General features: G+C 70.4%; 25 protein-coding genes. 18 read left to right on the forward strand and 7 right to left on the reverse strand.

Annotation, left to right across the window (positions count from 1 at the left end; genetic code table 11):
- Nucleotides 1-84: 84 nt before the first annotated feature.
- A complete protein-coding gene (locus ACSQ18_RS00705; protein WP_436035153.1) occupies nucleotides 85-738 on the forward strand; it encodes a PadR family transcriptional regulator in 654 nt (217 codons plus the stop codon).
- Entirely contained in the window at nucleotides 735-2,264 is a 1,530-nt protein-coding gene (locus tag ACSQ18_RS00710) for a DHA2 family efflux MFS transporter permease subunit (protein ID WP_436035154.1), read from the forward strand. The genes ACSQ18_RS00705 and ACSQ18_RS00710 overlap by 4 nt, the downstream gene beginning before the upstream one ends.
- 146 nt (nucleotides 2,265-2,410) lie before the next feature.
- On the opposite strand, the gene purD is transcribed toward ACSQ18_RS00710, so the two are convergent.
- Nucleotides 2,411-3,682 (reverse strand): phosphoribosylamine--glycine ligase, encoded by a 1,272-nt coding sequence (gene purD / locus ACSQ18_RS00715; RefSeq protein WP_436035155.1) that lies wholly within the window; start codon nucleotides 3,680-3,682, stop codon nucleotides 2,411-2,413.
- A 153-nt stretch (nucleotides 3,683-3,835) separates the two neighbouring features.
- Here purD and ACSQ18_RS00720 point away from each other — a divergent pair, with 153 nt between their 5' ends.
- Both ACSQ18_RS00720 and ACSQ18_RS00725 read left to right on the forward strand, forming a co-directional pair.
- Complete coding sequence (locus ACSQ18_RS00720; protein ID WP_436035156.1) at nucleotides 3,836-4,192, forward strand: sterol carrier family protein; 357 nt, start codon at nucleotides 3,836-3,838, stop codon at nucleotides 4,190-4,192.
- A gap of 44 nt (nucleotides 4,193-4,236) precedes the next feature.
- Nucleotides 4,237-4,563, forward strand: coding sequence for a potassium transporter Trk (locus tag ACSQ18_RS00725; protein WP_436035157.1), 327 nt, complete (start codon nucleotides 4,237-4,239; stop codon nucleotides 4,561-4,563).
- Nucleotides 4,564-4,566: 3 nt separating this feature from the next.
- Here the strand turns inward: ACSQ18_RS00725 and ACSQ18_RS00730 are convergent, their stop codons facing one another.
- A complete protein-coding gene (locus ACSQ18_RS00730) occupies nucleotides 4,567-5,169 on the reverse strand; it encodes a zinc-binding alcohol dehydrogenase (protein ID WP_436035158.1) in 603 nt (200 codons plus the stop codon).
- A 264-nt stretch (nucleotides 5,170-5,433) separates the two neighbouring features.
- On the opposite strand from ACSQ18_RS00730, the gene purM reads away from it, so the two are divergent.
- From purM to ACSQ18_RS00745, 3 genes are all read left to right on the forward strand, one after another.
- Entirely contained in the window at nucleotides 5,434-6,546 is a 1,113-nt protein-coding gene (gene purM / locus ACSQ18_RS00735) for a phosphoribosylformylglycinamidine cyclo-ligase (protein WP_436035159.1), read from the forward strand.
- A 10-nt stretch (nucleotides 6,547-6,556) separates the two neighbouring features.
- Complete coding sequence (gene purF / locus ACSQ18_RS00740; RefSeq protein ID WP_144806855.1) at nucleotides 6,557-8,020, forward strand: amidophosphoribosyltransferase; 1,464 nt, start codon at nucleotides 6,557-6,559, stop codon at nucleotides 8,018-8,020.
- Nucleotides 8,021-8,088: 68 nt separating this feature from the next.
- Nucleotides 8,089-9,318, forward strand: a complete 1,230-nt coding sequence (locus ACSQ18_RS00745) for an MFS transporter (protein ID WP_436035160.1) — start codon at nucleotides 8,089-8,091, stop codon at nucleotides 9,316-9,318.
- A gap of 12 nt (nucleotides 9,319-9,330) precedes the next feature.
- On the opposite strand, the gene ACSQ18_RS00750 is transcribed toward ACSQ18_RS00745, so the two are convergent.
- The gene (locus ACSQ18_RS00750; protein ID WP_144806857.1) at nucleotides 9,331-9,510 is read right to left on the reverse strand and encodes a DUF3073 family protein; all 180 of its coding nucleotides are present in this window, start codon (nucleotides 9,508-9,510) and stop codon (nucleotides 9,331-9,333) included.
- A gap of 178 nt (nucleotides 9,511-9,688) precedes the next feature.
- Here ACSQ18_RS00750 and ACSQ18_RS00755 point away from each other — a divergent pair, with 178 nt between their 5' ends.
- Complete coding sequence (locus ACSQ18_RS00755; RefSeq protein WP_436035162.1) at nucleotides 9,689-10,252, forward strand: universal stress protein; 564 nt, start codon at nucleotides 9,689-9,691, stop codon at nucleotides 10,250-10,252.
- Nucleotides 10,253-10,455: 203 nt separating this feature from the next.
- On the opposite strand, the gene ACSQ18_RS00760 is transcribed toward ACSQ18_RS00755, so the two are convergent.
- Both ACSQ18_RS00760 and ACSQ18_RS00765 read right to left on the reverse strand, forming a co-directional pair.
- On the reverse strand, nucleotides 10,456-11,097 hold the full coding sequence (locus tag ACSQ18_RS00760; protein WP_436035163.1) for a PadR family transcriptional regulator: 642 nt from the start codon (nucleotides 11,095-11,097) through the stop codon (nucleotides 10,456-10,458).
- Between the two features lie 2 nt (nucleotides 11,098-11,099).
- Nucleotides 11,100-11,951 carry a DUF4097 family beta strand repeat-containing protein gene (locus ACSQ18_RS00765; RefSeq protein ID WP_144806860.1) on the reverse strand — a complete coding sequence of 284 codons (852 nt, stop codon included), beginning with the start codon at nucleotides 11,949-11,951 and terminating at the stop codon, nucleotides 11,100-11,102.
- 579 nt (nucleotides 11,952-12,530) lie between these two features.
- Between ACSQ18_RS00765 and ACSQ18_RS00770 the strand changes: the two genes are divergently transcribed.
- Nucleotides 12,531-13,295, forward strand: coding sequence for a MerR family transcriptional regulator (locus ACSQ18_RS00770; protein WP_436035165.1), 765 nt, complete (start codon nucleotides 12,531-12,533; stop codon nucleotides 13,293-13,295).
- A 69-nt stretch (nucleotides 13,296-13,364) separates the two neighbouring features.
- Here the strand turns inward: ACSQ18_RS00770 and ACSQ18_RS00775 are convergent, their stop codons facing one another.
- Complete coding sequence (locus ACSQ18_RS00775) at nucleotides 13,365-13,529, reverse strand: hypothetical protein (RefSeq protein WP_174236275.1); 165 nt, start codon at nucleotides 13,527-13,529, stop codon at nucleotides 13,365-13,367.
- A gap of 245 nt (nucleotides 13,530-13,774) precedes the next feature.
- Between ACSQ18_RS00775 and ACSQ18_RS00780 the strand changes: the two genes are divergently transcribed.
- The 5 genes from ACSQ18_RS00780 to ACSQ18_RS00800 all read left to right on the forward strand — a co-directional run bounded on the left by ACSQ18_RS00780 (nucleotide 13,775) and on the right by ACSQ18_RS00800 (nucleotide 19,165).
- Nucleotides 13,775-14,044: a DUF7218 family protein gene (locus ACSQ18_RS00780; protein WP_436035166.1), complete on the forward strand. Its 270-nt coding sequence runs from the start codon at nucleotides 13,775-13,777 to the stop codon at nucleotides 14,042-14,044.
- 39 nt (nucleotides 14,045-14,083) lie between these two features.
- Nucleotides 14,084-15,046 carry a DNA topoisomerase IB gene (locus ACSQ18_RS00785; RefSeq protein ID WP_436035168.1) on the forward strand — a complete coding sequence of 321 codons (963 nt, stop codon included), beginning with the start codon at nucleotides 14,084-14,086 and terminating at the stop codon, nucleotides 15,044-15,046.
- Between the two features lie 20 nt (nucleotides 15,047-15,066).
- A complete protein-coding gene (locus tag ACSQ18_RS00790) occupies nucleotides 15,067-15,504 on the forward strand; it encodes a fluoride efflux transporter FluC (protein ID WP_436035169.1) in 438 nt (145 codons plus the stop codon).
- Nucleotides 15,501-15,890 (forward strand): fluoride efflux transporter CrcB, encoded by a 390-nt coding sequence (gene crcB / locus ACSQ18_RS00795; RefSeq protein ID WP_436035170.1) that lies wholly within the window; start codon nucleotides 15,501-15,503, stop codon nucleotides 15,888-15,890. The genes ACSQ18_RS00790 and crcB overlap by 4 nt, the downstream gene beginning before the upstream one ends.
- Before the next feature lie 119 nt (nucleotides 15,891-16,009).
- Nucleotides 16,010-19,165, forward strand: coding sequence for an efflux RND transporter permease subunit (locus tag ACSQ18_RS00800; RefSeq protein WP_436035171.1), 3,156 nt, complete (start codon nucleotides 16,010-16,012; stop codon nucleotides 19,163-19,165).
- A 12-nt stretch (nucleotides 19,166-19,177) separates the two neighbouring features.
- On the opposite strand, the gene ACSQ18_RS00805 is transcribed toward ACSQ18_RS00800, so the two are convergent.
- On the reverse strand, nucleotides 19,178-20,251 hold the full coding sequence (locus ACSQ18_RS00805; protein WP_436035172.1) for a hypothetical protein: 1,074 nt from the start codon (nucleotides 20,249-20,251) through the stop codon (nucleotides 19,178-19,180).
- A gap of 289 nt (nucleotides 20,252-20,540) precedes the next feature.
- Between ACSQ18_RS00805 and ACSQ18_RS00810 the strand changes: the two genes are divergently transcribed.
- The 4 genes from ACSQ18_RS00810 (at nucleotide 20,541) to ACSQ18_RS00825 (ending at nucleotide 24,291) form a co-directional block, all read left to right on the forward strand.
- A complete protein-coding gene (locus ACSQ18_RS00810; protein WP_436035173.1) occupies nucleotides 20,541-22,802 on the forward strand; it encodes a DEAD/DEAH box helicase in 2,262 nt (753 codons plus the stop codon).
- A gap of 148 nt (nucleotides 22,803-22,950) precedes the next feature.
- Nucleotides 22,951-23,127 carry a hypothetical protein gene (locus ACSQ18_RS00815; RefSeq protein WP_436035174.1) on the forward strand — a complete coding sequence of 59 codons (177 nt, stop codon included), beginning with the start codon at nucleotides 22,951-22,953 and terminating at the stop codon, nucleotides 23,125-23,127.
- A 127-nt stretch (nucleotides 23,128-23,254) separates the two neighbouring features.
- Entirely contained in the window at nucleotides 23,255-23,530 is a 276-nt protein-coding gene (locus tag ACSQ18_RS00820; RefSeq protein WP_436035175.1) for a hypothetical protein, read from the forward strand.
- Nucleotides 23,531-23,793: 263 nt separating this feature from the next.
- Complete coding sequence (locus ACSQ18_RS00825) at nucleotides 23,794-24,291, forward strand: hypothetical protein (RefSeq protein ID WP_436035176.1); 498 nt, start codon at nucleotides 23,794-23,796, stop codon at nucleotides 24,289-24,291.
- Nucleotides 24,292-24,327 lie beyond the last annotated feature (36 nt).

Consider the following 24,327-nt stretch of genomic DNA (forward strand, 5'->3'; position numbering starts at 1 on the left):
ATAGTCCATGTGGACTATTCGACGGACGATCTTCCGCCGGAGAAAAGCGCGCGGACGACGCGACAGCACTTCGGGGGAGGCGACATGACGGATGCCGTGAGCACTGCCGCGACGCCGCGCACCCTCACGTTGACGCCCCTGGGAGTGGTGGTCCTGGGCCTGCTCCGCGAGCGCGACATGCACCCGTACCAGATGCTGCGGCTCATGCAGCAGCGCCGCGACGACCGGCTCGTCGGCTGCTCGCGCGGCACGCTGTACCACACCGTCGCCCGGCTCGAACGGCACGGACTGGTCGAGGAGGTCGGCGTCGATCGCGACGGCAACCGCCCCGAACGCACGACCTACGCCGTGACGGATGCCGGTCGCGCCGCGGCCGACGACTGGGTGCGCTCCCGGCTGCCGCGGATCGACGGCATCCTCGAGTTCCGCGTCGCCCTCGGTGAAGCGCACGACCTGCCGCGCGCCGAAGTGGCGGCGCTCCTGTCCGAACGACGGGCCGCGCTGAGCGCGTATCGCGACGAGCTCCGCGCGGGCCTCGCCGGCGCCGCGAGCCGTCAGGTGCCCGCGCAGTTCCTCGTCGAGCTCGATCGCGAAGAGCACGTGCTCGCGGCCGATCTCGCCTGGCTCGACGGGTTCCTCACCCGCCTGGCCGACCCCGACATCCCCTGGGGCGTGCACGAAGTGCCCGTCGCCACCATGGCCCGACTCGCGGCCTTCAGAGAGAGTGTGATCGCATGACCGATCCTTCGACGGCATCCCGTCCCGACGCGGCGCCCGCCCCGGCGGCGCCCCGCCCGGAGGCGGCACCCGCCCCGGAGACGCCCGCCCGCAGCCCGTGGCCCGCCCTGTGGGCGCTGGTCATCGGGTTCTTCATGATCCTCGTCGACACGACGATCGTCTCGGTCGCCAACCCCGCCATCAAGGCGGCCCTCGACCCCGCGACGAACAACCTCGACAACGTCGTGTGGGTCACCTCGGCCTACCTGCTGACGTACGCCGTGCCGCTCCTGATCACCGGACGCCTCGGCGACCGGTTCGGCCCGAAGAACATCTACCTCATCGGACTCGCGATCTTCACGCTCGCGTCGCTGTGGTGCGGGCTCTCCGGCACGCTCGAGATGCTCATCGCGGCGCGTGCCGTGCAGGGTCTCGGCGCCGCCCTCATGACCCCGCAGACCATGGCCGTCATCACGCGCACCTTCCCCGCGACGCGCCGCGGCGCGGCGATGGGCCTGTGGGGGGCGACCGCCGGCATGGCGACGCTCGTCGGCCCGCTCGCCGGCGGCCTGCTCGTCGACGGGCTCGGCTGGCAGTGGATCTTCTTCATCAACATCCCCGTCGGCGTCATCGGCTTCGTGCTCGCGTGGATCCTCGTGCCGTCGCTCGAGACCCACCCGCACCGCTTCGACCTCGTGGGCGTCGTGCTCAGCGCCGTGGCCCTCTTCCTCATCGTCTTCGGGCTGCAGGAGGGCGAGAAGTTCGCCTGGACCACCTGGATCTGGCTCATGATCGGGGCCGGCGTCGTCGTGCTCGGCATCTTCATCTGGACGCAGGCGCGCACCCGCAGCGAACCCCTCGTGCCGCTCGAGCTCTTCGCGAACCGCAACTTCTCGATCTCGAACCTCACGATCGCCGCCGTCGGCTTCACCGTCACGAGCATGTCGCTGCCGCTCATGTTCTTCGTGCAGCTCGCCCGGGGGCTCACGCCCACCGAGTCGGCTCTGCTGCTCATCCCGATGGCGGTGCTGTCGGGGGTGCTCGCGCCGTTCGCGGGCAAGCTCCTCGACCGGTCCGACCCGCGGCTCCTGCTCGTGCCCGGCCTGCTACTCGTCGCGACGTCGCTCTTCTGGTACTCGTCGCTCATGAACGTCGACACCGAGATCTGGATGTTCCTGCTCCCGTCGGCGCTCATGGGAATCGGCAACGCGGGCATGTGGGGTCCGCTCGCCACCACCGCCACCCGCGACCTGCCGCCGCGCCAGGCCGGCGCCGGTGCGGGCATCTACAACACGACGCGCACCGTGGGCTCCGTCATCGGATCGGCCGCGATCGCCGCCGTCATGCAGTCGCGGCTGTCGGCCCACCTCCCGGGAGCCTCGGACGCCACGAGCGGCTTCGGCGAGGGCGCCCTGCCCCCGTTCGTCGTCGACGGGTTCTCGGCGGCCATGTCGGAGGCGATCCTCGTTCCCGCGGGCGTCATCCTCATCGGCGTCGTGGCCGTGCTGTTCCTGCGCCGACCGGCATCCGTCGCCGCGCGCCGCTGACCCGCGACGCACCCGCGGCGCACCCGCGACGCTCGGCTGCCGCTCCTCGCCGAAACAACACCCTCCACGCGAGACCACACGATTCCCGCGCGGCGGGGGTGTTGTTTCGGCGCGGGGGTGTTGTTTCGGCGGCGGAAACGGTCGCGTCAGTCGGCGACGCGGGCGGCGATGTCGGTGCGGTGGTGCGAGCCCTCCAGCGAGATCTCGCCCAGCGCACGGTAGGCGCGCTCCCGCGCCTGCGAGAACGTGTTGCCGAGCGCCACGACGTTGAGCACGCGCCCGCCGGTCGCGACGAGGCCGCCGTCGCGCTCAGCCGTGGCCGCATGCGCGAGGTGCACGCCGTCGACGGATGCCGCGGCATCCAGCCCCGTCAGAACGCGCCCCGTGACGGGAGCCTCGGGGTATCCCTCGCTCGCGAGCACGACCGTCACCGCGACCGCCTCGGCGAACGCCGGCGCCGGCTCGTCCTCGAGCGTGCCCGACGCCGCCGCGAGCAGCAGGCTCGACAGCGGAGTCACGAGGCGCGCGAGCACCACCTGGGTCTCGGGGTCGCCGAACCGCGCGTTGAACTCGATGACCTTGATGCCCTGCTCCGTCAGGATGAGCCCGGCGTAGAGCAGACCGATGAACGGGGTGCCCTCGGCATCCAACTGGCGGACGACGGGCTCGGCGACCGTGCGGGTGACCTCGGCGACGAACTCCTCCTCGCCGCCGAACGCCCCCGCGAGCCACGGCAGCGGCGAGTACGCACCCATGCCACCGGTGTTCGGACCCGCGTCGCCGTCGTAGGCCCGCTTGAAGTCCTGCGCCGGGCTGAGAGCCCGCACGGTGTCGCCGTCGGACACGAAGAACAGCGACACCTCGGGCCCGCTCAGGAACTCCTCGACCAGGATCGGACCGGTCGGCAGATACGTCTCGGCGTGGGCGAGCGCGGCGTCGCGATCCGACGTCACGATCACACCCTTGCCCGCCGCGAGCCCGTCGGCCTTCACGACGTACGGGGCGCCGTACTCGTCGATCGCGGCCGCCACCTCATCACGCGAGTGCGCGCGCGTGGCCCGGCCGGTCGGAACGCCCGCGGCATCCATCACCCGCTTCGCGAACGCCTTGGAGCCCTCCAGCTGCGCCGCCGCCTTGCCGGGACCGAACACGGGGATGCCGCGCTCGCGCAGCGCGTCGGCGACACCGGCGACGAGAGGCGCCTCGGGCCCGATGATGACGAGGTCGATCGCCTCGGTGTTGGCGTACTCCGTCACGGCGGCGGGGGAGTTCGCATCGAGACCCGGGACGAGGGCCGCATCGGCGGCGATGCCCGCATTGCCGGGAGCCGCGAAGAGTTCGTGACCGGCATCCTCGGCCTTCAGAGCGAGCAGGATGGCGTGCTCACGAGCACCGGAACCGAGGACGAGGATGCGCACCCGCCCAGCCTACCGAGGGGCTGCTCTCGACTCCCGCGTGTTCGTAACTCCTGCAATTCGTGCGCGTGCGCGGGCTGGCGCCGCGGAAATGAGAGGGCGGCCGGGTGGCGACCACCCAGATTGAAGGAGTTAGCGACGGCTAGCCTGGACCACATGCCGCGCAAGATCAGCACCGACGACGGCCGCGCCGCGCTCGCCGCCGTCGCGGCCGCCGATCTGCCCGCCCGCGCGCAGCTCGCGACCGCGGTGCGCTACCTGCTGCAGCTGCTCGCGGAGAAGGCCCCCGGCAACTCCGTCGAGGTGCGGGTGCCGCCCTTCGGCGCCGTCCAGGTGATCGAGGGTCCCCGGCACACGCGCGGCACCCCGCCCAACGTCGTCGAGACCGACGCGACCACCTGGATCGCCCTCGCGACGGGCTCCCAGACCTGGACGGATGCCGTCGCCGCCGGCCGCATCCTCGCCTCCGGCACGCGCGCCGACCTCACCGCGGTACTGCCCGTTCGCCCCTGACCGGCCGCGCCCCGAAATGGCGCCCGGAGTGGGACAATGGAGTCATGTCCCAGGCCGAGCACCACATCGAGACGGCGCAGCTGCGCCGCAGCCCCCGCTACGGGCGTCTCATGGTGGCCGGCGGCGTGCTCGGCCTCGTCGTGGCGTTCGTGCTCACGCTCGCCTTCGACGGCACCCAGGTCAAGAGCGAGAACACGGGTGTCCTCTACTCGATGCCGCAGGTGCTCGGCTTCGTCGCGCTCATCTGCGTGCCCATCGGCGTCGCCCTCGGCGGCGCGGTCGCGCTGATCCTCGACCGGGTGGTCGGCCGCCGTACCCGCGACGTGCGGATCGACCGCGAGACCGTCGTCGACCGCCCCGACGCGTCCTGACGCTCAGGCCAGATCGGCGATGACCGGCGCGATCGCCGAGTCGAACGCCGCGACATCGCCGCGCAGACCGTCGGTCACCGCGACCGTGAGCGACCCGATCCACCACACGCCGCGCTGAGTGAGCGGCAGCACCTGCACGTTGAGTTCGAACGAGTGCGCGCGCCGCCCCACGTGTCGCTCATGCTGCGCGATCGCGCTCGCGTACGCCCGATACGAGGAGCCGCTGCCGAGCGCCGCCCGATAGTGCTCGTGGGCGCGACGCGCGACGGCGACGGCATCCGGTCCGTGCGGCGCGATCGCCGCTTTCAGCTCGGCGAACCCCTCGGTGGGGAGGGCGATGAGCATCTCGAAGCCGTCGACGAGGTCGAGCGGAACCGGCGACGGGTGCGCCTGCGGTTCGACGGTCATCTCCCAGAAACTGCGCCACTGGCGCTCCAGTCCGGGGTCGCGGTCGAACTCCGACGCGTCGGGCGCGGGCACGCCGCGCAGCGGGGGCAGTTCCTCGGGGTAGCGCAGCCCCAGCACCTGTCGCAGGTAGAGCGCGACGAGCACCGGCATCCCGGCGTCTTCGCGCACGACCCACTCCGGTCCGGCGGCGGCGTTCATGCCGCCATCCTAGGGACCGACGCCCTCGCGGTGTTCCGCGTACAGGCTGAATCGGCCGTGTGGGGCGCTGGAGGGCCGCAGATCGCCGGTTTTGCCTGTATGCGGCACGGCAGCGCCCGGTAGCCGCCACCCCACCCTCCCCCGATCCCGCCCCGGCCCCCCGCACCCGGCCCCGCCACCCCCCCCGGGACCCACGCCCACCCCCTCCCCGCCGGCCAACCGGCAGCGGCACCGGCACCGGCTGGGGGCCGGTAGGCTGTGGGGGTGGCCTCGACCCCACCGAATCCCTATACCCAAGCCGGCGTCGACACCGCGGCAGGCGACCTGGCCGTCGAGTTGATGAAGTCGGCCGTCAAGCGCACCCACGGGCCGGAGGTCTGGGGCGGCGTCGGCGGCTTCGCCGGCCTCTTCGACGCATCGGCGTTCCTCTCCTACGAGAAGCCGCTGCTGGCGACGTCCACCGACGGAGTCGGCACGAAGGTCGCGATCGCCCAGGCGATCGACAAGCACGACACCATCGGCCAGGACCTCGTCGGCATGGTCGTCGACGACATCGTCGTGGTGGGCGCGAAGCCCCTCTTCATGACCGACTACATCGCGTGCGGCAAGGTGTTCCCCGAGCGCATCGCCGACATCGTGCGCGGCATCGCGGACGGCTGCGCGGCGACCGGAACCGCCCTCGTCGGCGGCGAGACGGCCGAGCACCCGGGCCTCCTCGGGATCAACGACTACGACGTCGCCGGTGCGGCGACGGGGGTCGTGGAGGCGGCGAAGGTGCTCGGCGCCGAACGCGTCCGCGCGGGCGACGTGGTGCTCGCCCTCGCCTCCAGCGGCCTCCACTCCAACGGCTACTCCCTCGTCCGCCACATCGTCGCCGGCCGCGGCATCGGCTACGGCGACAACGCGGCCGACTTCGGCACCACCTGGGGCGAAGCGCTCCTTGCGCCGACGCGCCTGTACACGTCGCCGCTCCTGCGCCTGCTCGACACGATCCCGGATGCCGTCCACTCGCTCAGCCACGTCACCGGCGGCGGCATCGCCGCGAACCTGGCGCGCGTGCTGCCGCAGGGCACCTGGGTCGACGTCGACCGATCGACCTGGTCGCCGTCGCCGGTGTTCCGCGTGCTCGCCGACCTCGCCGACCTCGAGCTGACGGCCACCGAGGGCACGTGGAACCTCGGCATCGGCTTCCTCGCGGTGGTCGCGCCGGATCAGGCCGGCGCGGCGATCTCGGCGCTGGCGGCCGACGGCATCCACACGTGGCAGGTCGGCGTCGTCGCTGACGGAACGCGACCGGCCGGAGACTTCGAGCAGGGTGCGAAGGGGGTCGACGGCGGCGCCGTGCGGCTCGTCGGCACGTACGCAGAAACGGACTGAGCTACACCAGATGTGCGGAATCGTCGGGGTCGTCAGTCAGGGGCCCGCCAACCAGGAGGTCTACGACTCGCTGCTGCTGTTGCAGCACCGCGGGCAGGACTCCACGGGAATCGCCACCGCCGAGGCCAACGGCGTCTTCCACATCTTCAAGGCGAAGGGCCAGGTGCGCGAGGCGTTCCGCACCCGCGACATGAGGGCGCTCCTGGGCGACATCGGTCTGGGTCACGTGCGCTACGCGACGAAGGGCACCGCGTCGAGCGAGGAGGAGGCGCAGCCGTTCTACGTGAACGCGCCGTACGGCATCGTCCTCGTCCACAACGGCAATCTGACGAACACGCGTGAGCTCACCGAGGAGCTCTTCCGCAACGACCGCCGGCACCTCAACACGTCGTCGGACACCGAGCTGCTCGTCAACGTCCTCGCGAACGAGCTGCAGCAGTCGATCTCGGGGCTCGAACTCGACCCGACGCAGATCTTCCAGGCCGTCGGCCGGGTGCACGAGCGGGTCGAGGGCTCGTACGCCGCCATCGCCCTCATCGCCGGCTACGGGCTCCTCGCGTTCCGCGACCCGTTCGGCATCCGTCCGCTGATCCTCGGCACCCGCAAGGCCGAGAACGGCAAGTACGAGTGGACCGTGGCATCCGAGTCGCTCGTGCTCGAGAACGGCGGTTTCGAGGTCGTGCGCGACGTCGAGCCCGGCGAGGCCGTGTTCATCGATCTCGACGGTCATCTCCACACGCACCAGTGCGCAACCGACCCGCAGCTCGTCCCGTGCTCGTTCGAGTACGTGTACCTGGCTCGTCCCGACAGCATCATGAACGGCATCTCGGTGTACGAGGCGCGGCTGCGCATGGGCGAGCGGCTGGCCGACACGATCGCGAAGTACACCCCGGCAGGATCGATCGACGTGGTCATGCCGATCCCCGACTCGTCGCGGCCGGCGGCCATGCAGGTGGCACGCAAGCTGGGGCTCGAGTACCGCGAGGGCTTCTACAAGAACCGCTACGTGGGCCGCACGTTCATCATGCCGGGGCAGGCGGTGCGCAAGAAGAGCGTGCGTCAGAAGCTCAACGCGATGTCGAGCGAGTTCAAGGGCAAGAACGTGCTGCTCATCGACGACTCGATCGTCCGCGGCACGACGTCGCGCGAGATCATCCAGATGGCTCGGGATGCCGGTGCCCTGTCGGTGACGTTCGCATCGGCCGCGCCGCCGGTGCGCTTCCCGCACGTCTACGGCATCAACATGCCCTCGCGTCAGGAGCTCGTCGCGCACGGCCGGACGATCCCGGAGATCGCCGAGGAGCTCGGCTGCGACTACCTCGTGTACCAGGAGGTCGAGGACCTCAAGGCGGCGATCCTGGAGGGCTCGCCCGACGTCGAGGACCTCGACATGAGCTGCTTCGACGGCCGCTACGTCACCGGTACGGTCTCCGAGGAGTACCTCGCCTGGGTCGAGGGCAACCAGGAGAGCTGAGCCGGCACGGCGGGAATGGTTCCGCCGGCCCCGGCCACCGCCACGCGCCGACGCCCTAGGCTGGATCAGTGACGTCCGCTCCCGCCCGCCCGCTGTGGCGCGGACGCACGCTGGCACTGCTGGGGATCGCCCTGTTCGCGTTCTCGCTGCGGTCGGCGGTGGCGTCGCTGTCGCCGGTGCTCGACCACATCCAGGACGACTTCGACGTCCCCGCGGCGATCGTCGGTGCGATCGGCGCGGCGCCGCCCGTCTGCTTCGCTCTCTTCGGCCTGCTCACCCCGCGGCTGGAGCGGCGCCTGGGCCTCGAACGGCTGACGGTGGTGGCGCTCGTCGTCGTGTCCGCCGGGCTCATCGCGCGGGGACTGTCGACGGATGCCGTCATGCTGGCGGTCTCGACGGCCGTCATCTTCGCGGGTGTCGGCGTCGGCAACGTGCTGCTGCCGCCGCTCGTGAAGAAGTACTTCCCCGACCGGATCGGCCTCGTCACGACGCTCTATTCGATGACGATGGCGTTCTCGACGTTCCTGCCTCCGCTGTTCGCGGTGCCCGTGGCCGACGCGGCGGACTGGCGGACGTCGCTGTCGATGTGGGCGATCTTCAGCGTGCTCGCGATCCTGCCGTGGGTCGCGCTTCTCATCCGCGAGCGGGGAGGGGATGCCGTCGTCGTCGAGGAGGCGAACGCGCAGCTGTTCGGGCGACTGTGGCGGCTTCCGCTCGCCTGGGCGATCACGGTCACCTTCCTCGTGTCGAGCGCCGTCGCCTACACGAGCTTCGCGTGGCTACCGCCGTTGCTCATCGACACGGCGGGGGTCGCACCGGCGGAAGCCGGCGCCCTGCTGTCGCTGTTCGCGTTCATGGGTCTTCCGGCGTCGCTCACGGTTCCTGCGCTGGCCTCGCGCCGCCGGGCGCTGCCCGTGCTGTTCGCGATTGCGGTGGCCGCGGGACTCGTGTCGATCGGCGGCCTGCTGTGGGCACCGGCGGCAGCGCCGGTGCTGTGGGTGGTGCTGCTCGGCATCCCCCCGCTGTACTTCCCGCTGGCGCTCGCGCTCATCGGGCTGCGCGCGCGCACGCACGAGACGGCGGTGGCGCTGAGCGGGTTCGTGCAGAGCATCGGCTACGCGATCGTCGCCGCGCTGCCTTTTGGCGTTGGCGTCGTGCACGATCTGACGGGCGCGTGGACGATCCCGCTCGTCGCGCTCGCGGTGTTCATCGTCGCGTCGATCCCGGCGGGCGTGCGACTGGCGAAGCCCGGCACCGTCGAGGACGAATGGGAGCAGCGCAACGCGCGTCCGTGGTGACGGACGACGAGGTCAGGCTTTTTCGAGCTCGTCCTCGTCGTCGGCGTACTGGTCGGCCCACTTGTCGACGTACGCGTCTTCCTCGTGGTGCCCGAGCTCCTTTTCCAGAGCGGAGTAGTTCACGTTGTACGTGTCGTACTTGAGTTCGCGAGCGATCTTGGTGTGCTTCGCCTTCTGACGGCCACGCCCCATGCGAGACCCCCTCATTTCAGAGTCACGGGCTTGAGTGAATATACCCGTCGCAGAATGGTCCGGCGTTGAGCCGGTAAGAGTAGCATTCAGGATAACACGGTGCATTGAGGCCATCGTCGTCGGATGCTCCGGGTTCGCAGGGGAACACACGCTCGACAACGAGTTCGGAGGTTGAATCATGACCGACCAGCCAGATCCTGCCGGCGTCGCGCCCGACGCCCACCGTGGAGAACGCCGCGAAGACCCGGTGCCGCATCGCGCGGTCATCGTCGGAGCCATCCCGGATCAGCCGACCCGCGTGCTCAAGGAGGCGGGCCGCTACGCGAAGCTGTTCGGCGCTCCGCTCATCGTCGCGCACGTCGACGTCACCCGCTTCGTGACCTACGAAGATCCCGACGGCTACGTGCACTCCGCGCCGATCGACCTCGACCTCTCGGCGGGTGAGACTCAGCTGGCCGTCGTGAAGGATGCCGCGGCATCCGTGTTCACGGGCATGGACGTCGACTGGAGCGTCCGCCAGCTGGTGGGCGACCCCGCGTTGGCCCTCAAGCACTTGGCGGACACGTCCGACGCGCGCCTCATCGTCGTGGGCACGCGGCGGCGCGGATTCGGCGAGTCGGTGCGAGAATTCTTCACCGGATCGGTCGCCGCGCGCCTCGCGCACCGTCAGGCCCGCCCGATCCTCGTGGTGCCGCTGGAGGAGCCGGCGCGCGACGACGAGGAGCTCTGGCCCGAGGGCTGATTCCCGCGCGGTCGGGGGCGTTTCGTCTCGCTGGCTCGCTCAACGACCGGGGAAGGGTGGGCGTTTCGTCTCGCTGCGCTCGCTCAACGACCGGGGAGGGGTGGGCGTTTCGTCTCGCTGCGCTCGCTCAACGACCGGGAGGCCGCGACCCTGGTCGGTCGTTGAGCGAGGAGCGCAGCGACGAGACGAAACGCCGTTCCGACTCAGCCGCGCAGGGCCACCGTGAGCGCGCGCTGCGCCTGCGTCAGCGCCTCCTCCAGTGCGTCGACGGCCGTCGACGGCAGAGCGCCGCCGCGAGCGACGTGGGTGCGCAGGTCGGCGCGCACCGTCGTGCGGAACTCGGTGACCGCGGCATCCGCACGACGCAGCTGCTCGCGAGACGCGGTGCGCACGTCGTCGGCCGGACGCGGCGGACCGTTGCGCTCGCCGGCGGGGGCGGTGCGGCCGGCCTGTGCGGCACGGTCGGCCTGAGCCGCTGCGGCGAGGTCGGCGCGCAGGCTCTTCATCGCCTCGCGCACACTCCCGCGCACCTCGTCGGCGATGAGGCGCACACTGTCGGCGAGTCCTGCCTCGATGCCCTCGAGGTCGTCCGCACGGTCGGCGACTTCGGTGCGACCGGCATCCGTGATCTCGTAGACGGTCTTGCGGCCGTCGACGGTCTTGGTGACCAGGCCCTCCTCTTCGAGCTTCGCGAGGCGCGGGTAGATGGTGCCGGCGCTGGGAGTGTAGGTGCCGCCGGTGCGATCGGACAGCGCCTGCATGAGGTCGTACCCGTGGCGCGGGGCCTCGTCGAGCAGCCGCAGCAGGTAGAGGCGCAGGTCGCCGTGGGAGAAGACGGGGGGCATGCTCACCACTCCTCGGGGGTGGGGGCCTCGTCGATGCCCACGGGGTCGACGCTGCGTCGGAGCACCGTCACGGCGCCGGAGACCGAGTTGGCGCGGACATCGACGAACGTGCCGCTGAGTTCGCCGACGGAGTCGGTGTAGTTCGTGGGTGACGAGGTAGACCGCTTGATCCCGTCGACCGTGACTCGACCGCTGACGCTGCGGAGCACGTAGTTGGCGGGGAGCGACTCGTCGACGCGCACGCTCGCGTCACCGGAGACGGTGTTGAGGTTCACGGCCTGGATCTCGCCGGTCGTGTCGATGAGCATGTCTCCCGACACGGTGTCGACGGATGCCTTCCGCAGCCGGCCGGTGGCGGCGACGTCGCCCGAGACGGAGTTGGCGCTGAGCGCACCCTCCAGGCCGCGGATCTGCACGTCGCCGGAGACCGCGTTGACCGAGACGTCGCCGGTGTGACCGTCGACGATGATGTCGCCCGAGACGGTGTTGAGGCGGGCGTCGGTGGTGAGCCCCGAGACGAGGGCGCTGGCGCTCACGACGCCGAGGTTCAAGTCGGTTCCCCGCGGGACGGCGACACTGATCTCGGCCTTGGGCCCGCCGCTGCCGAAGTTGCGGAACACTTCGAGGAAGTTGTCCCAGCGCAGCTGCGCGTGGTCGATCTCGACCGTGTCGCCGGTCGCCTCGATGCGCAGGTCTTTCACGCTGACGCCGTGCACCTCGATGCGGATGCCGGGTTCGTCGTGCGCGACGACGTCGACCTGCCCGCCGACGAGGCCGACCTTGAGCCGGCGCACGCCTTCGATGTCGATGACGCGGGTCTCGCCCGGGTGGATGAGCCACTTCTCCAGGGTCATGATGTCCTCCGTCCGCGACCGACCCCCCGTGGATCGAGATATATCGCGTGTTGTCAGAGTAACACGATATATCTCGAGTTTGTCAACGGCATCCGGTTCGTTGGTTCCCGCTGAGGGCTATCTGTTGCGGGCGGGCATGGCCGGGGGATGGGGCGGGGGTTGTGCTGGGCTGGGGTGTGCTGGGCTGTGCTGGGCTGTGCTGGGGCATGTCCCACTTTGTGTCGCTTTGGGCGGGTGGATTCGACCGAATGTGGGACATGGTCGGATGCCGGCTGGCCGCATGTCCCACTTTGTGCTGCTTCGGGTGGGTGGATTCGACCGAATGTGGGACATGGGCGGATGCCGGGGTGGCTGCGGCCCGCCGCATGTCCCACTTTGTGTTGCTTCGGGCGGGTGGATTCGACCGAATGTGGGACATACCCAGCCGAATGTGGGACATACCCAGCCGGAAGTGGGACATACCCAGCCGGAGCTGGGACATACCCAGCAAGAACGGGGACATGCCTAACCACAACTGGGACATGCCTCACAGCGGCGGCACTTGACCTTGACGCAACGTCGACCTCTACCGTGAGGGACATGACGAACGAATGGTCGATCCAGCAGATCGCCAAGCTCGCCGGAACCACCAGCCGGACCCTCCGGCACTACGGCGAGCTCGGGCTCCTTCTCCCGTCGAGCACCGGCGCCAACGGCTACCGGTACTACGACGAGGCGGCGCTCGTGCGGCTGCAGCGCATCCTCCTCCTGCGGGAACTCGGCCTCGGCCTCCCGCAGATCGGGGAGATCCTCGCGCGACCCACGAGCCAGGAGAGCGCCCTCGAGGGCCATCTGGCGTGGCTGCGCGAGGAGCAGCGCCGACTGACGCGGCAGATCGCGTCGGTCGAGTCGACCATTCACGCGATGAGAGGAGGTGAACGATTGATGGCAGAGAAGATGTTCGACGGTTTCGACCACACGCACTACCGCGACGAGGTCGAAGAGCGCTGGGGCGCCGACGCCTATGCGGCGGGCGACGCCTGGTGGCGCGGCATGGACCCCGCGGAGAAGCGCTCATGGCAGGAGCGCACGTCCGCGCTCGCCCAGGCCTGGGCCGACGCGGCTTCCCGGGGCACCGACCCCGAGGGCGCCGACGCGCAGGCTCTGGCGGAGCGTCACGTCGCGTGGCTCACCGGCATCCCCGGGACTCCCGCCGCCGACCCCGGCGGCGATGTGAAGGCATACGTGACGGGACTCGCCGACATGTACGTCGCAGACCCCCGCTTCGCGAAGAACTACGGCGGCCAGCCGGGCGCCGAGTTCGTGCGTGACGCTCTTCACCACTACGCGCACACGCGGCTCTGACCCGCGAGGCGGTCAGAGCCCATGAAGAAGGCCCCCACGGTGTTCCGCGGGGGCCTTCTGGTCATGAGGTCAGGTTCGGCTGCCGCCGCGCACGACCCGCAGCAGGAAGGCGATCAGGGCGATGACGCCCACGATCAGCGCGACCCACAGCAGCCACTGGAGCGAGGCGTTCAGCCCGCTCACGATGGCCAGCACGATGGCGACGACGATGACGATGATAAGTGCGATGTTCATAACTGTGCTCCGTTCTGCAGGCCCACTACCGATCGGGTGAGCGGGGTGCGTTCGCCTCGACGGTAGGCCACAGGACGGCCGCGCCACAGACCCTTGACGCTGCGAGCGCGGCGGTGCTAAGACCACCGACGGCGACGTGCCCGGCACGAGACGGAAGGGCGCCTAGCGCCGCCGGAGAGCCGCGGTCAAGCCCCTCACCCGGGCGAAGCGGGAGGCCTAGCGTCGAGTCGTCGAGGGAGGATGCCATGCCCGCTGGCCGCGGCTCGAACAGCCTGAAAGACCCCGAGCTCTACGAGGAGCTTCGCAAAGACGGCGCCTCGAAGGAGAAGGCCGCGCGCATCTCCAACGCCGCCGCCCGTGACGGCCGATCCGCCGTGGGCCGACGTGGTGGGGCGTCGGGCGACTACGAGGACTGGACCGTCGCAGACCTCCGCGCCCGCGCGAAGGAGCTCGGCCTCTCCGGCTACTCGGGCAAGCGCAAGAGCGAGTTGATCTCGCTGCTGCGCGAGCATTGAGCACCCCAGTGGGGTCGGCGCGCGTGAGAGATTGGTGACATGCCGAGACTCGCCCGCGTCCGCCCCGGAATAGACCTCGGTTACCGGCGCCTGCGCTCCGGCAGCGGCTTCCGCTATGTCGACGCCGACGGTGCCGCCCTGCCCGCCGCGGAGCGCGAGCGGGTGACCGCCCTCGTGATTCCGCCGGCGTGGCAGGAGGTGTGGATCTGCGCGTCGCCCCACGGTCACATCCAGGCGACGGGCATCGACGACGCCGGCCGGCTCCAGTACATGTATCACCCGCAGTGGACCGCCGGGCGCGACAAGGGGAAGTTCGCGCGCGCCCTGCAGTTGGCGGAGTCGTTGCCGCGCGCCCGCGCCCGCGTGACGACCTCCCTCCGCCGCGACGACCTCGACCGGGAACGCGTGCTGGCCGCCGCGTTCCGGCTGCTCGACCAGGCCGCGCCCCGCGTCGGGTCGGAACGGTATCTCGAACGCCACGGGAGTCGCGGCCTCACGACGCTCAAGAGACGGGATGCCGCGATCGACGGCACCGTGACGAGCCTCCGGTTCCCGGGCAAGAGCGGCAAGCGGCAGAACCTGCAGATCGACGACGAGGACCTGGCCCTCGTCGTGACGATCATGGCCGCCGGGCGCCCGGCATCCCCGCTCCTGGCCTATCAGCGCAGCAGGCGGAGGGTCGCCCTCACCCCGAAGGAGGTGAACGCGTACGTGCGGGCGATGACGGGCGGCGCGTTCACCGCAAAGGACTTCCGCACGCTGCGAGGCACGATCCACGCCGCCGACGCCCTCGCGCGCATCGGACTGGTCGACACGAAGACCGAACGCAAGCGCGCCGAAGTGCTCGCCGTCCGCGCGACGGCGGAGATGCTCGGCAACACCCCCGCCGTCGCGCGCAGCTCGTACATCGACCCGCGGGTCTTCGCCGCCTACGGGAAGGGACGCGTGCTCGACCTCGCGGTGTCGCCCGAATCGGCGATCCGTGCGCTCATCCTGGGCTGACTCGGCCCTACCGTGAGGGCATGGCTTCTGCACGGGCTTCACACTGGTTCTCGCCGGCGGCCCTCGGACTCGTGATCGCCGGCGGCGCCCTCGGCGTCGCCCTGCGTGCGGCCCTCGTGCTGCCGCTCGACGGGGGTCACCCCCTCCTCGTGCCGGGAGTCACGCTCGCCGTCAACGTCCTCGGCTCGTTCCTGCTCGGCGCCGTCGTCGGGGTGCTCGACGACCGCCGACCGCTCCTCCGACTGTTCCTCGGCACGGGCGCCCTGGGAGGATTCACGACCTACAGCGCGTTCGCCGTCCAGGTGGTCACGACCTCGCGCGACGCGCCCGTCGTCGGTCTCGCGCTCGCCGCCGTATCGGTGATCGTCGGCGTCGTGGCCGCCACCGCCGGGCTGCTCGTGGGCCGACGGGTCGCGGGCGCGCCGAACGCGTCGGAAGATCCGGAGGATGCCGAATGACCGCCCTCGATGTCATCGCCCTGGTCGTCGGCGGCGGGCTCGGCGCGGGCGCGCGCTACCTCGTCGACGGCTTCGTCATGCGGGGACGCCGCGGCGTGTTCCCCCTCGGCATCCTGGTCGTGAACGTGTCGGGCGCCTTCCTGCTCGGGCTCCTCACCGCACTGGCGGGGGCGGTGGGCCCGGTGTGGCTGGCGATCGCGGGCGTGGGGGTGCTCGGCGGGTACACGACCTTCAGCACGGTGTCGGTCGAGACGGTGCTCCTGGCGCAGCGCGGACGTCGCGACTGGGCGTGGCTCAACCTGCTCGGCACGCTCGTCCTCAGCGTCGTCGCCGCCGCGCTGGGCGTGCTGATCGGCGGTTGGATCGACGGACTGCTCCCCGGGTGAGATCCCACCGCGGTACCGCCCGCCGTCATCCCTGAGGGGGAGGGCGGATGCGGTGTCGCATGGGAGAATGACATCGATACAGTTCTGTATCGGCTCGCTCCTGCATGCAAAGGCCACCCGTGTCGAACCTCGCCGTCCTGAGCCTCAAGAACCGTGCGCTCATCGCCCTCATCACGATCGTCGCCGCCGTCTTCGGCGGCCTCGCGCTGACGAGCCTCAAGCAGGAGCTCATCCCCTCGATCGAGTTCCCGCAGCTGTCGGTGCTGACGACCTACCCGGGTGCCTCTCCCGACGTCGTCAACAACGACGTGTCGACCCCCATCGAGACGGCGATCCAGGGCATCCCGGGACTGGAGTCCACGACCGCGACCAGCACGACCAACGCGTCGATCATCCAGGCGTCCTTCACCTACGGCACCGATCTGGCCACCGCTGAGCAGAAGATCCTCCAGGCGATCAACCGCATCAAGAGCGACCTGCCCGAGTCGGTCGAGCCGAACGTCGTCTCCTTCTCGATCGACGACCTGCCCGTCATCGCCCTCGCCGTCACCGGCTTCGACGACGAGCGGACGATCGAGGAGCAGCTGGAGGCCAGCGTCGTCCCCGACCTCGAAGACGTCGACGGCGTCAGCGCCGTGGCCATCATCGGCGGGCAGGGGCAGCGGGTCACGATCGTCCCCGACCAGGCGAAGCTCGCCGCCGCCGGCTACACCCAGACAGCCATCACCGACGCGCTCGACCAGAACGGCGTGCTCTTCCCCGGCGGGTCGGTGACCGAGGGCGAGCAGACCCTCACGGTGCAGACCGGCACCAAACTGGCATCCGTCGACGAGATCTCCGACCTCCCGCTCGTGCCCGGCGACGCCGAGCAGCTCGCCGGGGGCGCCGTCACGATCGCCGACGTCGCCGACGTGTCGCTCGACACCGACCCGGTGACCTCCATCTCGCGCGTCAACGGCGAACCCGCGCTCACCCTCTCCATCACGAAGCTCCCCGCCGCCAACACGGTCGACGTCTCGCGGGGCGTCGCTGCCGTGATCCCCGACCTGCAGGACGCGATCGGCGCGGATGCCGAGTTCACCGTCGTCTTCGACCAGGCGCCCTACATCGAGCAGTCGATCGAAGCGCTCGCGCAGGAAGGTCTTCTCGGCCTCGTCTTCGCGGTGCTCGTGATCCTCATCTTCCTGCTGTCGGTGCGCTCCACCCTCGTCACGGCGATCTCGATCCCGACGAGCGTGCTCATCACCTTCGTCGGCATCCAGGCGTTCGGCTACTCGCTCAACATCCTCACCCTCGGCGCCCTCACGATCGCGATCGGCCGCGTCGTCGACGACTCCATCGTCGTGATCGAGAACATCAAACGGCACTACGTCGGCGACGCCGACAAGCTCCGCGCGATCCTCCTCGCGGTGCGCGAGGTGGCCGCCGCGATCACCGCCTCCACCATCACCACCGTCGCCGTCTTCCTCCCGATCGCCTTCGTGGGCGACGTGACCGGCGAGCTGTTCCGGCCGTTCGCGCTGACCGTCACGATCGCCATGACGGCATCCCTCTTCGTGGCCCTCACGATCGTCCCCGTACTCGCCTACTGGTTCCTGCGGCCGGGCAAGGCGCTGCGCGGCGCCGACGGCGAGGTCATCGACCCCGAGCACCCCGATGCGCCGCCGTCGCGACTGCAGCGGGCCTACCTCCCCGTGCTCCGCTGGACGCTGAAGCACTCGTGGGTCACGCTCCTGCTGGCCGTGCTCGTGCTCGGCGGCACGGTCGCCGCCGCGCCCCTCATGAAGACGAACTTCCTCGGCGACTCGGGGCAGAACACGTTCACCGTCACGCAGGAGCTCGGACAGGCCCCCAGCCTGGATGCCGAGGATGCCGCGGCCGCCACCGTCGAGCAGGCCATCCTCGGCGTCGACGGCATCGAGACCGTGCAGACCTCGATCGGCTCGAGCGGCTCCGCCGTGCGCGACGCGTTCGCCGGGGGCAGCGCGGGCATCACCTACTCGGTGACCACCGACACCGACGCCGACCAGGTGGAGGTGCGCGAAGACGTGCAGGCGGCCGTCGCCGACCTCGAGGACGTCGGCACCGTCACGGTCTCCGCCGGTCAGGGCGGATTCGGCTCGAGCGACATCGAGGTCGACGTCACCGCGCCCGACGCGGACACGCTGTCGGACGCGACCGACGCGGTCGTCGCCGCGCTCGAAGGCGAGGACGGCATCGGCCAGGTCACCTCGAACCTCTCCGCGTCGTTGCCGTACGTCGCCGTCGCCGTCGACCGCGACGAAGCGGCCTCGCTCGGACTGTCCGAGGTCGCCGTCGGAGCCCTCGTGTCCAACACGATGCAGCCGCGCGGCATCGGCAGCGTCGAGATCGACGGCACCGCCCTCACGGTGTACCTGCAGGCCGAGGACATCCCCCAGACGATCGCCCAGCTCAAGCGCCTCGAGATCGCGACGGCCGCCGGCCTCGTTCGCCTCGACGAGGTGGCGACCGTGAAGGAGAGCGAAGGCCCCACGTCGATCACGACCCAGCGCGGTCAGCGCACGGCGACGGTCACGGTCACGCCCTCGACCGACGACCTCAACACGGCGTCGGCGACCGTGCGGACCGCGCTTCTCGACGTGGAGCTGCCGGCGGCGGCCGACGCCGAGGTCGGCGGTGTCGTGTCCCAGCAGCAGGATGCCTTCGGTCAGCTCGGACTCGCGATGCTCGCCGCGATCCTCATCGTCTACATCGTCATGGTGGCGACGTTCAAGTCGCTCCGTCAGCCGCTGCTGCTCCTCGTGTCGGTGCCGTTCGCGGCCACGGGCGCGATCCTGCTGCAGATCGCGACCGGCGTGCCGCTGGGCGTGGCATCCCTCATCGGCGTGCTCATGCTGATCGGCATCGTCGTCACCAACGCGATCGTGCTCGTCGACCTCGTGAACCAGTACCGCGAGAAGGGACTCACGACCCACGACGCCACCCTGGCCGGAGGGGCCCGACGCCTGCGACCGATCCTCATGACGGCTCTCGCGACGATCTTCGCGCTGACGCCGATGGCGCTCGGCATCACCGGCCACGGCGGGTTCATCTCGCAGCCGCTCGCGATCGTCGTGATCGGCGGGCTCGTCTCCTCGACGGTGCTGACGCTGCTCGTGCTCCCGACGCTCTACAACCTCGTCGAGGGTGCGCGCGAGCGGCGGGCGCTGCGACGCGGCGACGCGGCAGCCGAGCCGACGGCCGCGGCATCCGACCCCGCCCCGACGACGCGGCGCGCGCGCTCCCGCGGGTGAGCAGGCTCGGGGCTATGCCGTGCGTGCGGCGCTGAGGAAGCGGATGAACACCGCCAGCCAGCCGAAGATCAGCGCGAAGACGACGATCTCGAACGCCGTCAGTCCGAAGTAGCCCACCGCGAACAGCACGATCGACGCCACGAGCGCCGCCAGGAACGCCCACGACGCGAGGAAGTACGTGCGCGGCATCCCACGCAGCAGCCACGGGCCGCCCGCCAGCAGCACGAGATACATGAGCGCCATGCCCGACGCCGACAGGTTGTGAAGCAGCAGGTTCACGTCGACGGGGAAGATCCCCACGCACGCGAGCATGACGCCCATCACGACGAGCGCCGTCGTGACCGCCCGTCGCGCCGGCACCGACCCGCCGTCGCCCACGGCCCGGAGGTCGCGATCGACGAAGAGGGTGAACGTCGTCACGAGCAGGCCACCCGCGACGAGGGTGCCGTTGAAGAGGAAGCTCGACAGATCGCCGAACGTGCCCAGCTGGCTGAAGTGCAGCTCCCACCACTGCGGGTCCGACGTCGTCACCATCGCCGCGAGCGACCCGATCCCGATGAACGACACGAGGAGCGACGTCAACCGCTGCGTCGTCATGCGCGACGCCGACAGGTACGACAGATACCCCGACAGCCCGGTCAGCACGGCGAGCAGCGTCACCGTCCAGAAGCCGTTCGCCTCCACCCCGATGAAGGCGCGTGCCAGCAACGCGAACAGCGACAGGATGCCGATCGCGGTGAGCGCGACGTGCGCGATCATCACCGACACGGTCGAGATGACGTACCGCCAGTCGGAGATATCCTGCCGCCACTCCTGCCCGTCCGTCGTCCGCGACCGCCAGAACCCGAGCGCAGAGCTCACCCCCGCCGCCACCGCCCCGCAGATCGCCGCCCAGGAGCCCAGGCCCCACGGCGACCACAGCGCGAGACTGCGTGCCACGAAGGTGAGGATGATGCCCACGACCGCGCCGGCACCACCCGCGATGAACGCGGTGAGGAGCGCCTCCGACTCCGCCCGCAGGGTGGGCGCAGCGGGGGTGCGGGGGGTCGCGTGGGCGGGCGAGCGGGAGCCGGCATCCGGTGTCATGCACCACAGCGTAGAGCCGTCGCGGCATCCGGGTCGGCACTCTCCCAGGGTCGTCCGCTACAGTAGGGCGGTCGGCTCTGGACACCGCGCGTGATACGCGGATGGGTTTGTGAGTCCAAGGGGCCGATGGTGGGAGCGAATCCGCTCCGACGACCATCACTGTGAATGGCCCCCGGCCGACGAATGTCCGGGTTACTCCACGCCGCGTGTGCGGCCGCGTCCACTCCCTGTCGGAGTGCGTGTCTGAGGAGTGCTGTTCTCGCGCGAGACAACCCAGAAGGACACCACCATGCCCAAGAACAAGAAGCCGGCCGGCGGCCGAGCCCAGAACTTCGAGCCGCGCTACGGCAAGAAGACCTCGTTCCAAGACGCGAAGCGTCGCCCCGGACAGTCGTCCGCCGGCAAGCCCGGCAGCAAGAGCGTCGGCCACCGCGGCTACCGTCCCGCCGAAGAAGACGCTCCGGCCAAGAAGCAGCGCTGGACCGCGCAGGAGCGCGCCGGCCGCGACGAGGCCCGCGGCATCCGCACGCACCACAGCGACCGTCCCACCCGCTCGTTCGACGACCGTCCGCGTCGCGACCACGCGGACCGTCCGGCGCGTTCGTTCGACGACCGTCCCGCGCGTACGTTCGCCGACCGTCCCGCGCGTAACTCCTCTGATTTCGATCGGAACCGTTCGGATCGGGCCGATTCGGGCCGTGAGCGTACGGATCGAAGGAGTTACGACCGCTCCGATCGCCCGGCTCGTTCGTTCGACGATCGTCCGCGTCGCGACTTCGGCGACCGCCCGGCGCGTTCGTTCGACGACCGTCCCGCGCGTAACTCCTCTGATTTCGACCGGAACCGCTCGGATCGGGCCGATTCGGGCCGTGAGCGCACGGATCGAAGGAGTTACGACCGCTCCGACCGTCCGGCTCGTTCGTTCGACGACCGTCCGCGCCGCGAGGGTCAGCCCCGCGACGACCGTCGCACCTTCGGTGACGCCCGTCCGTCGTACCGGGACGACCGTCCCCGTCGCGACTTCGGTGACCGCCCCGCGCGCTCGTTCGACGACCGTCCCCGTCGCGACTTCGGCGACCGCCCCGCGCGTAACTCCTCTGATTTCGACCGGAACCGCTCGGATCGGGCCGATTCGGGCCGTGAGCGCACGGATCGAAGGAGTTACGACCGCTCCGACCGTCCGGCTCGTTCGTTCGACGACCGCCCGCGTCGCGACTTCGGCGACCGCCCGCGTCGCGATGACCGCGGCTTCGCGGCCAACCGTTCCGACTGGGATGCCGACAAGAAGGCGAAGGCCTTCGAGGAGCACGTCGACGTGGTGCACGAGAAGCTGCAGGCGGAGGCCGTGCAGGCCGAAGAGGTCGCCGATGTGACCTTCGGAAGCCTCGGCCTCGGCGACAACATCGTCCGCGCTCTCGCCGACCTCGGCGCCCCGACACCGTTCCCGATCCAGGCGGCCACCATCGCGCCGATCCTCGAGGGCCGCGACGTCCTCGCCCGCGGCCGCACCGGCTCGGGCAAGACCATCGCGTTCGGCGCGCCGCTGGTCGAGACCATCCTCCGCAGCCAGGCGGGCGGACGCCGCGAGTTCGGTCGCAAGCCGCGCGCGCTCGTTCTCGCCCCGACGCGCGAGCTGGCGCTCCAGATTGACCGCACGATCCAGCCGATCGCCCGCAGCGTGGGCCTCTTCACGACGCAGATCTACGGCGGTGTGCCGCAGGCGCGTCAGGTCGGTGCGCTCAAGAAGGGCGTCGACATCATCGTCGGCACCCCGGGTCGCATCGAAGACCTCCAGGAGCAGGGCAAGCTCGACCTCTCGGAGATCAGCGTCGTCGTCCTCGACGAGGCCGACCACATGAGCGAGCTCGGCTTCCTCGAGCCGATGCAGCGCATCCTCCGCCTCGTGAAGGAGGGCGCCCAGAAGCTCCTCTTCTCCGCGACGCTCGACCGCGAGGTCGCAGCCCTCGTCGACGAGTTCCTCGTGAACCCCGCCGTCTACGAGGTCGCCGGTGAGGACCAGGACTCGGGCACCATCGATCACCGCGTGCTCGTCATCGACCACCGCGACAAGGCCGAAATCCTCACGTCGCTCGTCGACCGGGATGCCAAGACGCTCGTCTTCGCCCGCACCCGCGCCTACGCGGAGATGCTGGCCGAGCAGTTCGAGGACTCCGGCATCCGTGCCGTCGCCCTCCACGGCGACCTGAACCAGGCCAAGCGAACGCGCAACCTGGAGCGTCTGACCTCGGGCCGCGTCGAGGTGCTCGTCGCGACCGATGTCGCCGCCCGCGGCATCCACGTCGACGACATCGACCTCGTCGTGCAGGCCGACGCGCCGGACGAGTACAAGACGTACCTGCACCGCTCCGGCCGCACCGGCCGCGCGGGCCGCAGCGGCACGGTCGTGACGCTCATCACGCGTCAGCGTCGTCGCAAGATGACCGAGATGCTCGATCGCGCCGAGATCGAAGCGCCGTTCGACGAGGTGCGCCCCGGCGACGATGTGCTCGAGGAGCTGGCCGGTCGTCAGCTGGCCGACGTCGACGCCTGATCCGCCGTACACGCGAAGGCCCCGGGAGCTCACGCCTCGGGGCCTTCGCTGTCCGCCGCAACCGCGATAGCTATACTCGGGTCATGGCCGCGAGTCGTCGAGCACGGGCGCTGGTATCGATCGGAGCTTTGTCGCTCATCCTCGCCGGATGCACCTCCCCGGAGCCGGGCGCGTCATCGCCACCGCCGACGGCCACCGCTCCGGCGGAATCCGCACCGACACCTACGGCATCCTCGACAGGAACTCCTTCGCCGTCGGCGGCGGTCCCCGCGGCGGCGGTGCCGGAGACCTGCGAGGAACTTCTCTCCGCCGCATCGATCTCTGATGCTCTCGACGAGACGTGGTCCGACAGCGGGGAGCCGGTCGATCCCGCGACGGAGCTCCCCGGCCCTTCAGCGCGCGCGGCGGCGGAGAAGGCAACGGCGACACTCTCCTGTCGCTGGTGGCCCGAGATGGCCACCGAGGGGTACCTGCTCGGTTACGCCTTCTCGCTCGACGACTCGACGCGCGACGGCTTGATCGATGCTCTCGGGTCCGCGTCGACGTACGAGGCGATCACGATCCAGGGCGCCGACGCCGGCTTCTTCACCTCCGAGGTGCGCGGCGACCTGCGCCACAGCTCGGTCTACGCCTTCGTCGGGGACGTCTGGATCGCGCTGGTCGGTCCGTTGTTCGAGGAGAAGCTCGTGAACTTCGCGGAGGAAGCGATCGCAGGCGTCGCCGCCTGAGCCGATCGACCTCGCCGGGGCGTGGGAGCCCGTCGCGACCGCGTGGGCGGCGGGTGCGCCTGTCGGCGCAAGCCCCTAGGCTGGCGCGCATGGGCTTCCGCGCACGCAGCCTCGCGCTGCTGGCCGTGGCCACTGCGGCTCTGGGGGGATGCACCGCGGTGAGCGATCCGGCGAGTTCGGCACCCCCCACGAGTATGGCGTCGTCGCCGGCCGTCGTCGACCCTTCGCCATCGCCATCGCCATCGCCATCGCCGTCGCCATCGGTGTCGCCGACACCCACGCCCACCCCGGTCACGGCGACGACGCCCCCGTCCTGCGAGGCGCTGCTGCCGATCGCACTCGTGAGCGAGACCGAGGGGGAGGCCTGGTACGACTCCGCACAACCGGTCGATGCGGTCTCCTCCCTCCCTGGACCGAGTGCGCGGGAAGCCGCGGCTGTGGCCGACAAGGCGCTGGCGTGCCGGTGGTGGCCGGAACGCGCGACGGAGAACTATCTGCTCGGCTACGCCTTCGAGTTGGATGCCGGAACGCGCGCGACGCTCGTTCGCGACCTCGAACGTGCCGCGAGTTACTCCGACGTCGAGATCGAAGGTGCCGACGCGGCGTTCTCGGCCGCGGGGCCTCGCGGCGAGGTCGCGCGGAACACGTTGTACGCGTTCGTCGGCGATGTCTGGATCGTGTTGATCGCGCCGGCGACACCGATCGTGCTCTCGGTGTTCGCTGAGGAGGCGGTGGCGAACGTCCGGGCGGCATCCGACTGACGACGGACGTGTGAAATCCCGCTGAACACGGCTCGT

Source organism: Microbacterium sp. LjRoot45, assembly GCF_964253325.1.
Taxonomy (GTDB): Bacteria; Actinomycetota; Actinomycetes; order Actinomycetales; family Microbacteriaceae; genus Microbacterium.

What these genes read in the sequence shown, in the direction of transcription:
- ACSQ18_RS00705 (WP_436035153.1), top strand. Translation starts at nt 85, where the DNA reads ATGACGGATGCCGTGAGCACTGCCGCGACGCCGCGCACCCTCACGTTG.
- ACSQ18_RS00710 (WP_436035154.1), top strand. Translation starts at nt 735, where the DNA reads ATGACCGATCCTTCGACGGCATCCCGTCCCGACGCGGCGCCCGCCCCG.
- ACSQ18_RS00720 (WP_436035156.1), top strand. Translation starts at nt 3,836, where the DNA reads ATGCCGCGCAAGATCAGCACCGACGACGGCCGCGCCGCGCTCGCCGCC.
- ACSQ18_RS00725 (WP_436035157.1), top strand. Translation starts at nt 4,237, where the DNA reads ATGTCCCAGGCCGAGCACCACATCGAGACGGCGCAGCTGCGCCGCAGC.
- ACSQ18_RS00730 (WP_436035158.1), bottom strand. Translation starts at nt 5,169, where the DNA reads ATGAACGCCGCCGCCGGACCGGAGTGGGTCGTGCGCGAAGACGCCGGG.
- purF (WP_144806855.1), top strand. Translation starts at nt 6,557, where the DNA reads ATGTGCGGAATCGTCGGGGTCGTCAGTCAGGGGCCCGCCAACCAGGAG.
- ACSQ18_RS00750 (WP_144806857.1), bottom strand. Translation starts at nt 9,510, where the DNA reads ATGGGGCGTGGCCGTCAGAAGGCGAAGCACACCAAGATCGCTCGCGAA.
- ACSQ18_RS00755 (WP_436035162.1), top strand. Translation starts at nt 9,689, where the DNA reads ATGACCGACCAGCCAGATCCTGCCGGCGTCGCGCCCGACGCCCACCGT.
- ACSQ18_RS00760 (WP_436035163.1), bottom strand. Translation starts at nt 11,097, where the DNA reads ATGCCCCCCGTCTTCTCCCACGGCGACCTGCGCCTCTACCTGCTGCGG.
- ACSQ18_RS00765 (WP_144806860.1), bottom strand. Translation starts at nt 11,951, where the DNA reads ATGACCCTGGAGAAGTGGCTCATCCACCCGGGCGAGACCCGCGTCATC.
- ACSQ18_RS00770 (WP_436035165.1), top strand. Translation starts at nt 12,531, where the DNA reads ATGACGAACGAATGGTCGATCCAGCAGATCGCCAAGCTCGCCGGAACC.
- ACSQ18_RS00775 (WP_174236275.1), bottom strand. Translation starts at nt 13,529, where the DNA reads ATGAACATCGCACTTATCATCGTCATCGTCGTCGCCATCGTGCTGGCC.
- ACSQ18_RS00780 (WP_436035166.1), top strand. Translation starts at nt 13,775, where the DNA reads ATGCCCGCTGGCCGCGGCTCGAACAGCCTGAAAGACCCCGAGCTCTAC.
- ACSQ18_RS00785 (WP_436035168.1), top strand. Translation starts at nt 14,084, where the DNA reads ATGCCGAGACTCGCCCGCGTCCGCCCCGGAATAGACCTCGGTTACCGG.
- ACSQ18_RS00790 (WP_436035169.1), top strand. Translation starts at nt 15,067, where the DNA reads ATGGCTTCTGCACGGGCTTCACACTGGTTCTCGCCGGCGGCCCTCGGA.
- crcB (WP_436035170.1), top strand. Translation starts at nt 15,501, where the DNA reads ATGACCGCCCTCGATGTCATCGCCCTGGTCGTCGGCGGCGGGCTCGGC.
- ACSQ18_RS00805 (WP_436035172.1), bottom strand. Translation starts at nt 20,251, where the DNA reads ATGACACCGGATGCCGGCTCCCGCTCGCCCGCCCACGCGACCCCCCGC.
- ACSQ18_RS00810 (WP_436035173.1), top strand. Translation starts at nt 20,541, where the DNA reads ATGCCCAAGAACAAGAAGCCGGCCGGCGGCCGAGCCCAGAACTTCGAG.
- ACSQ18_RS00815 (WP_436035174.1), top strand. Translation starts at nt 22,951, where the DNA reads ATGCACCTCCCCGGAGCCGGGCGCGTCATCGCCACCGCCGACGGCCAC.
- ACSQ18_RS00820 (WP_436035175.1), top strand. Translation starts at nt 23,255, where the DNA reads ATGGCCACCGAGGGGTACCTGCTCGGTTACGCCTTCTCGCTCGACGAC.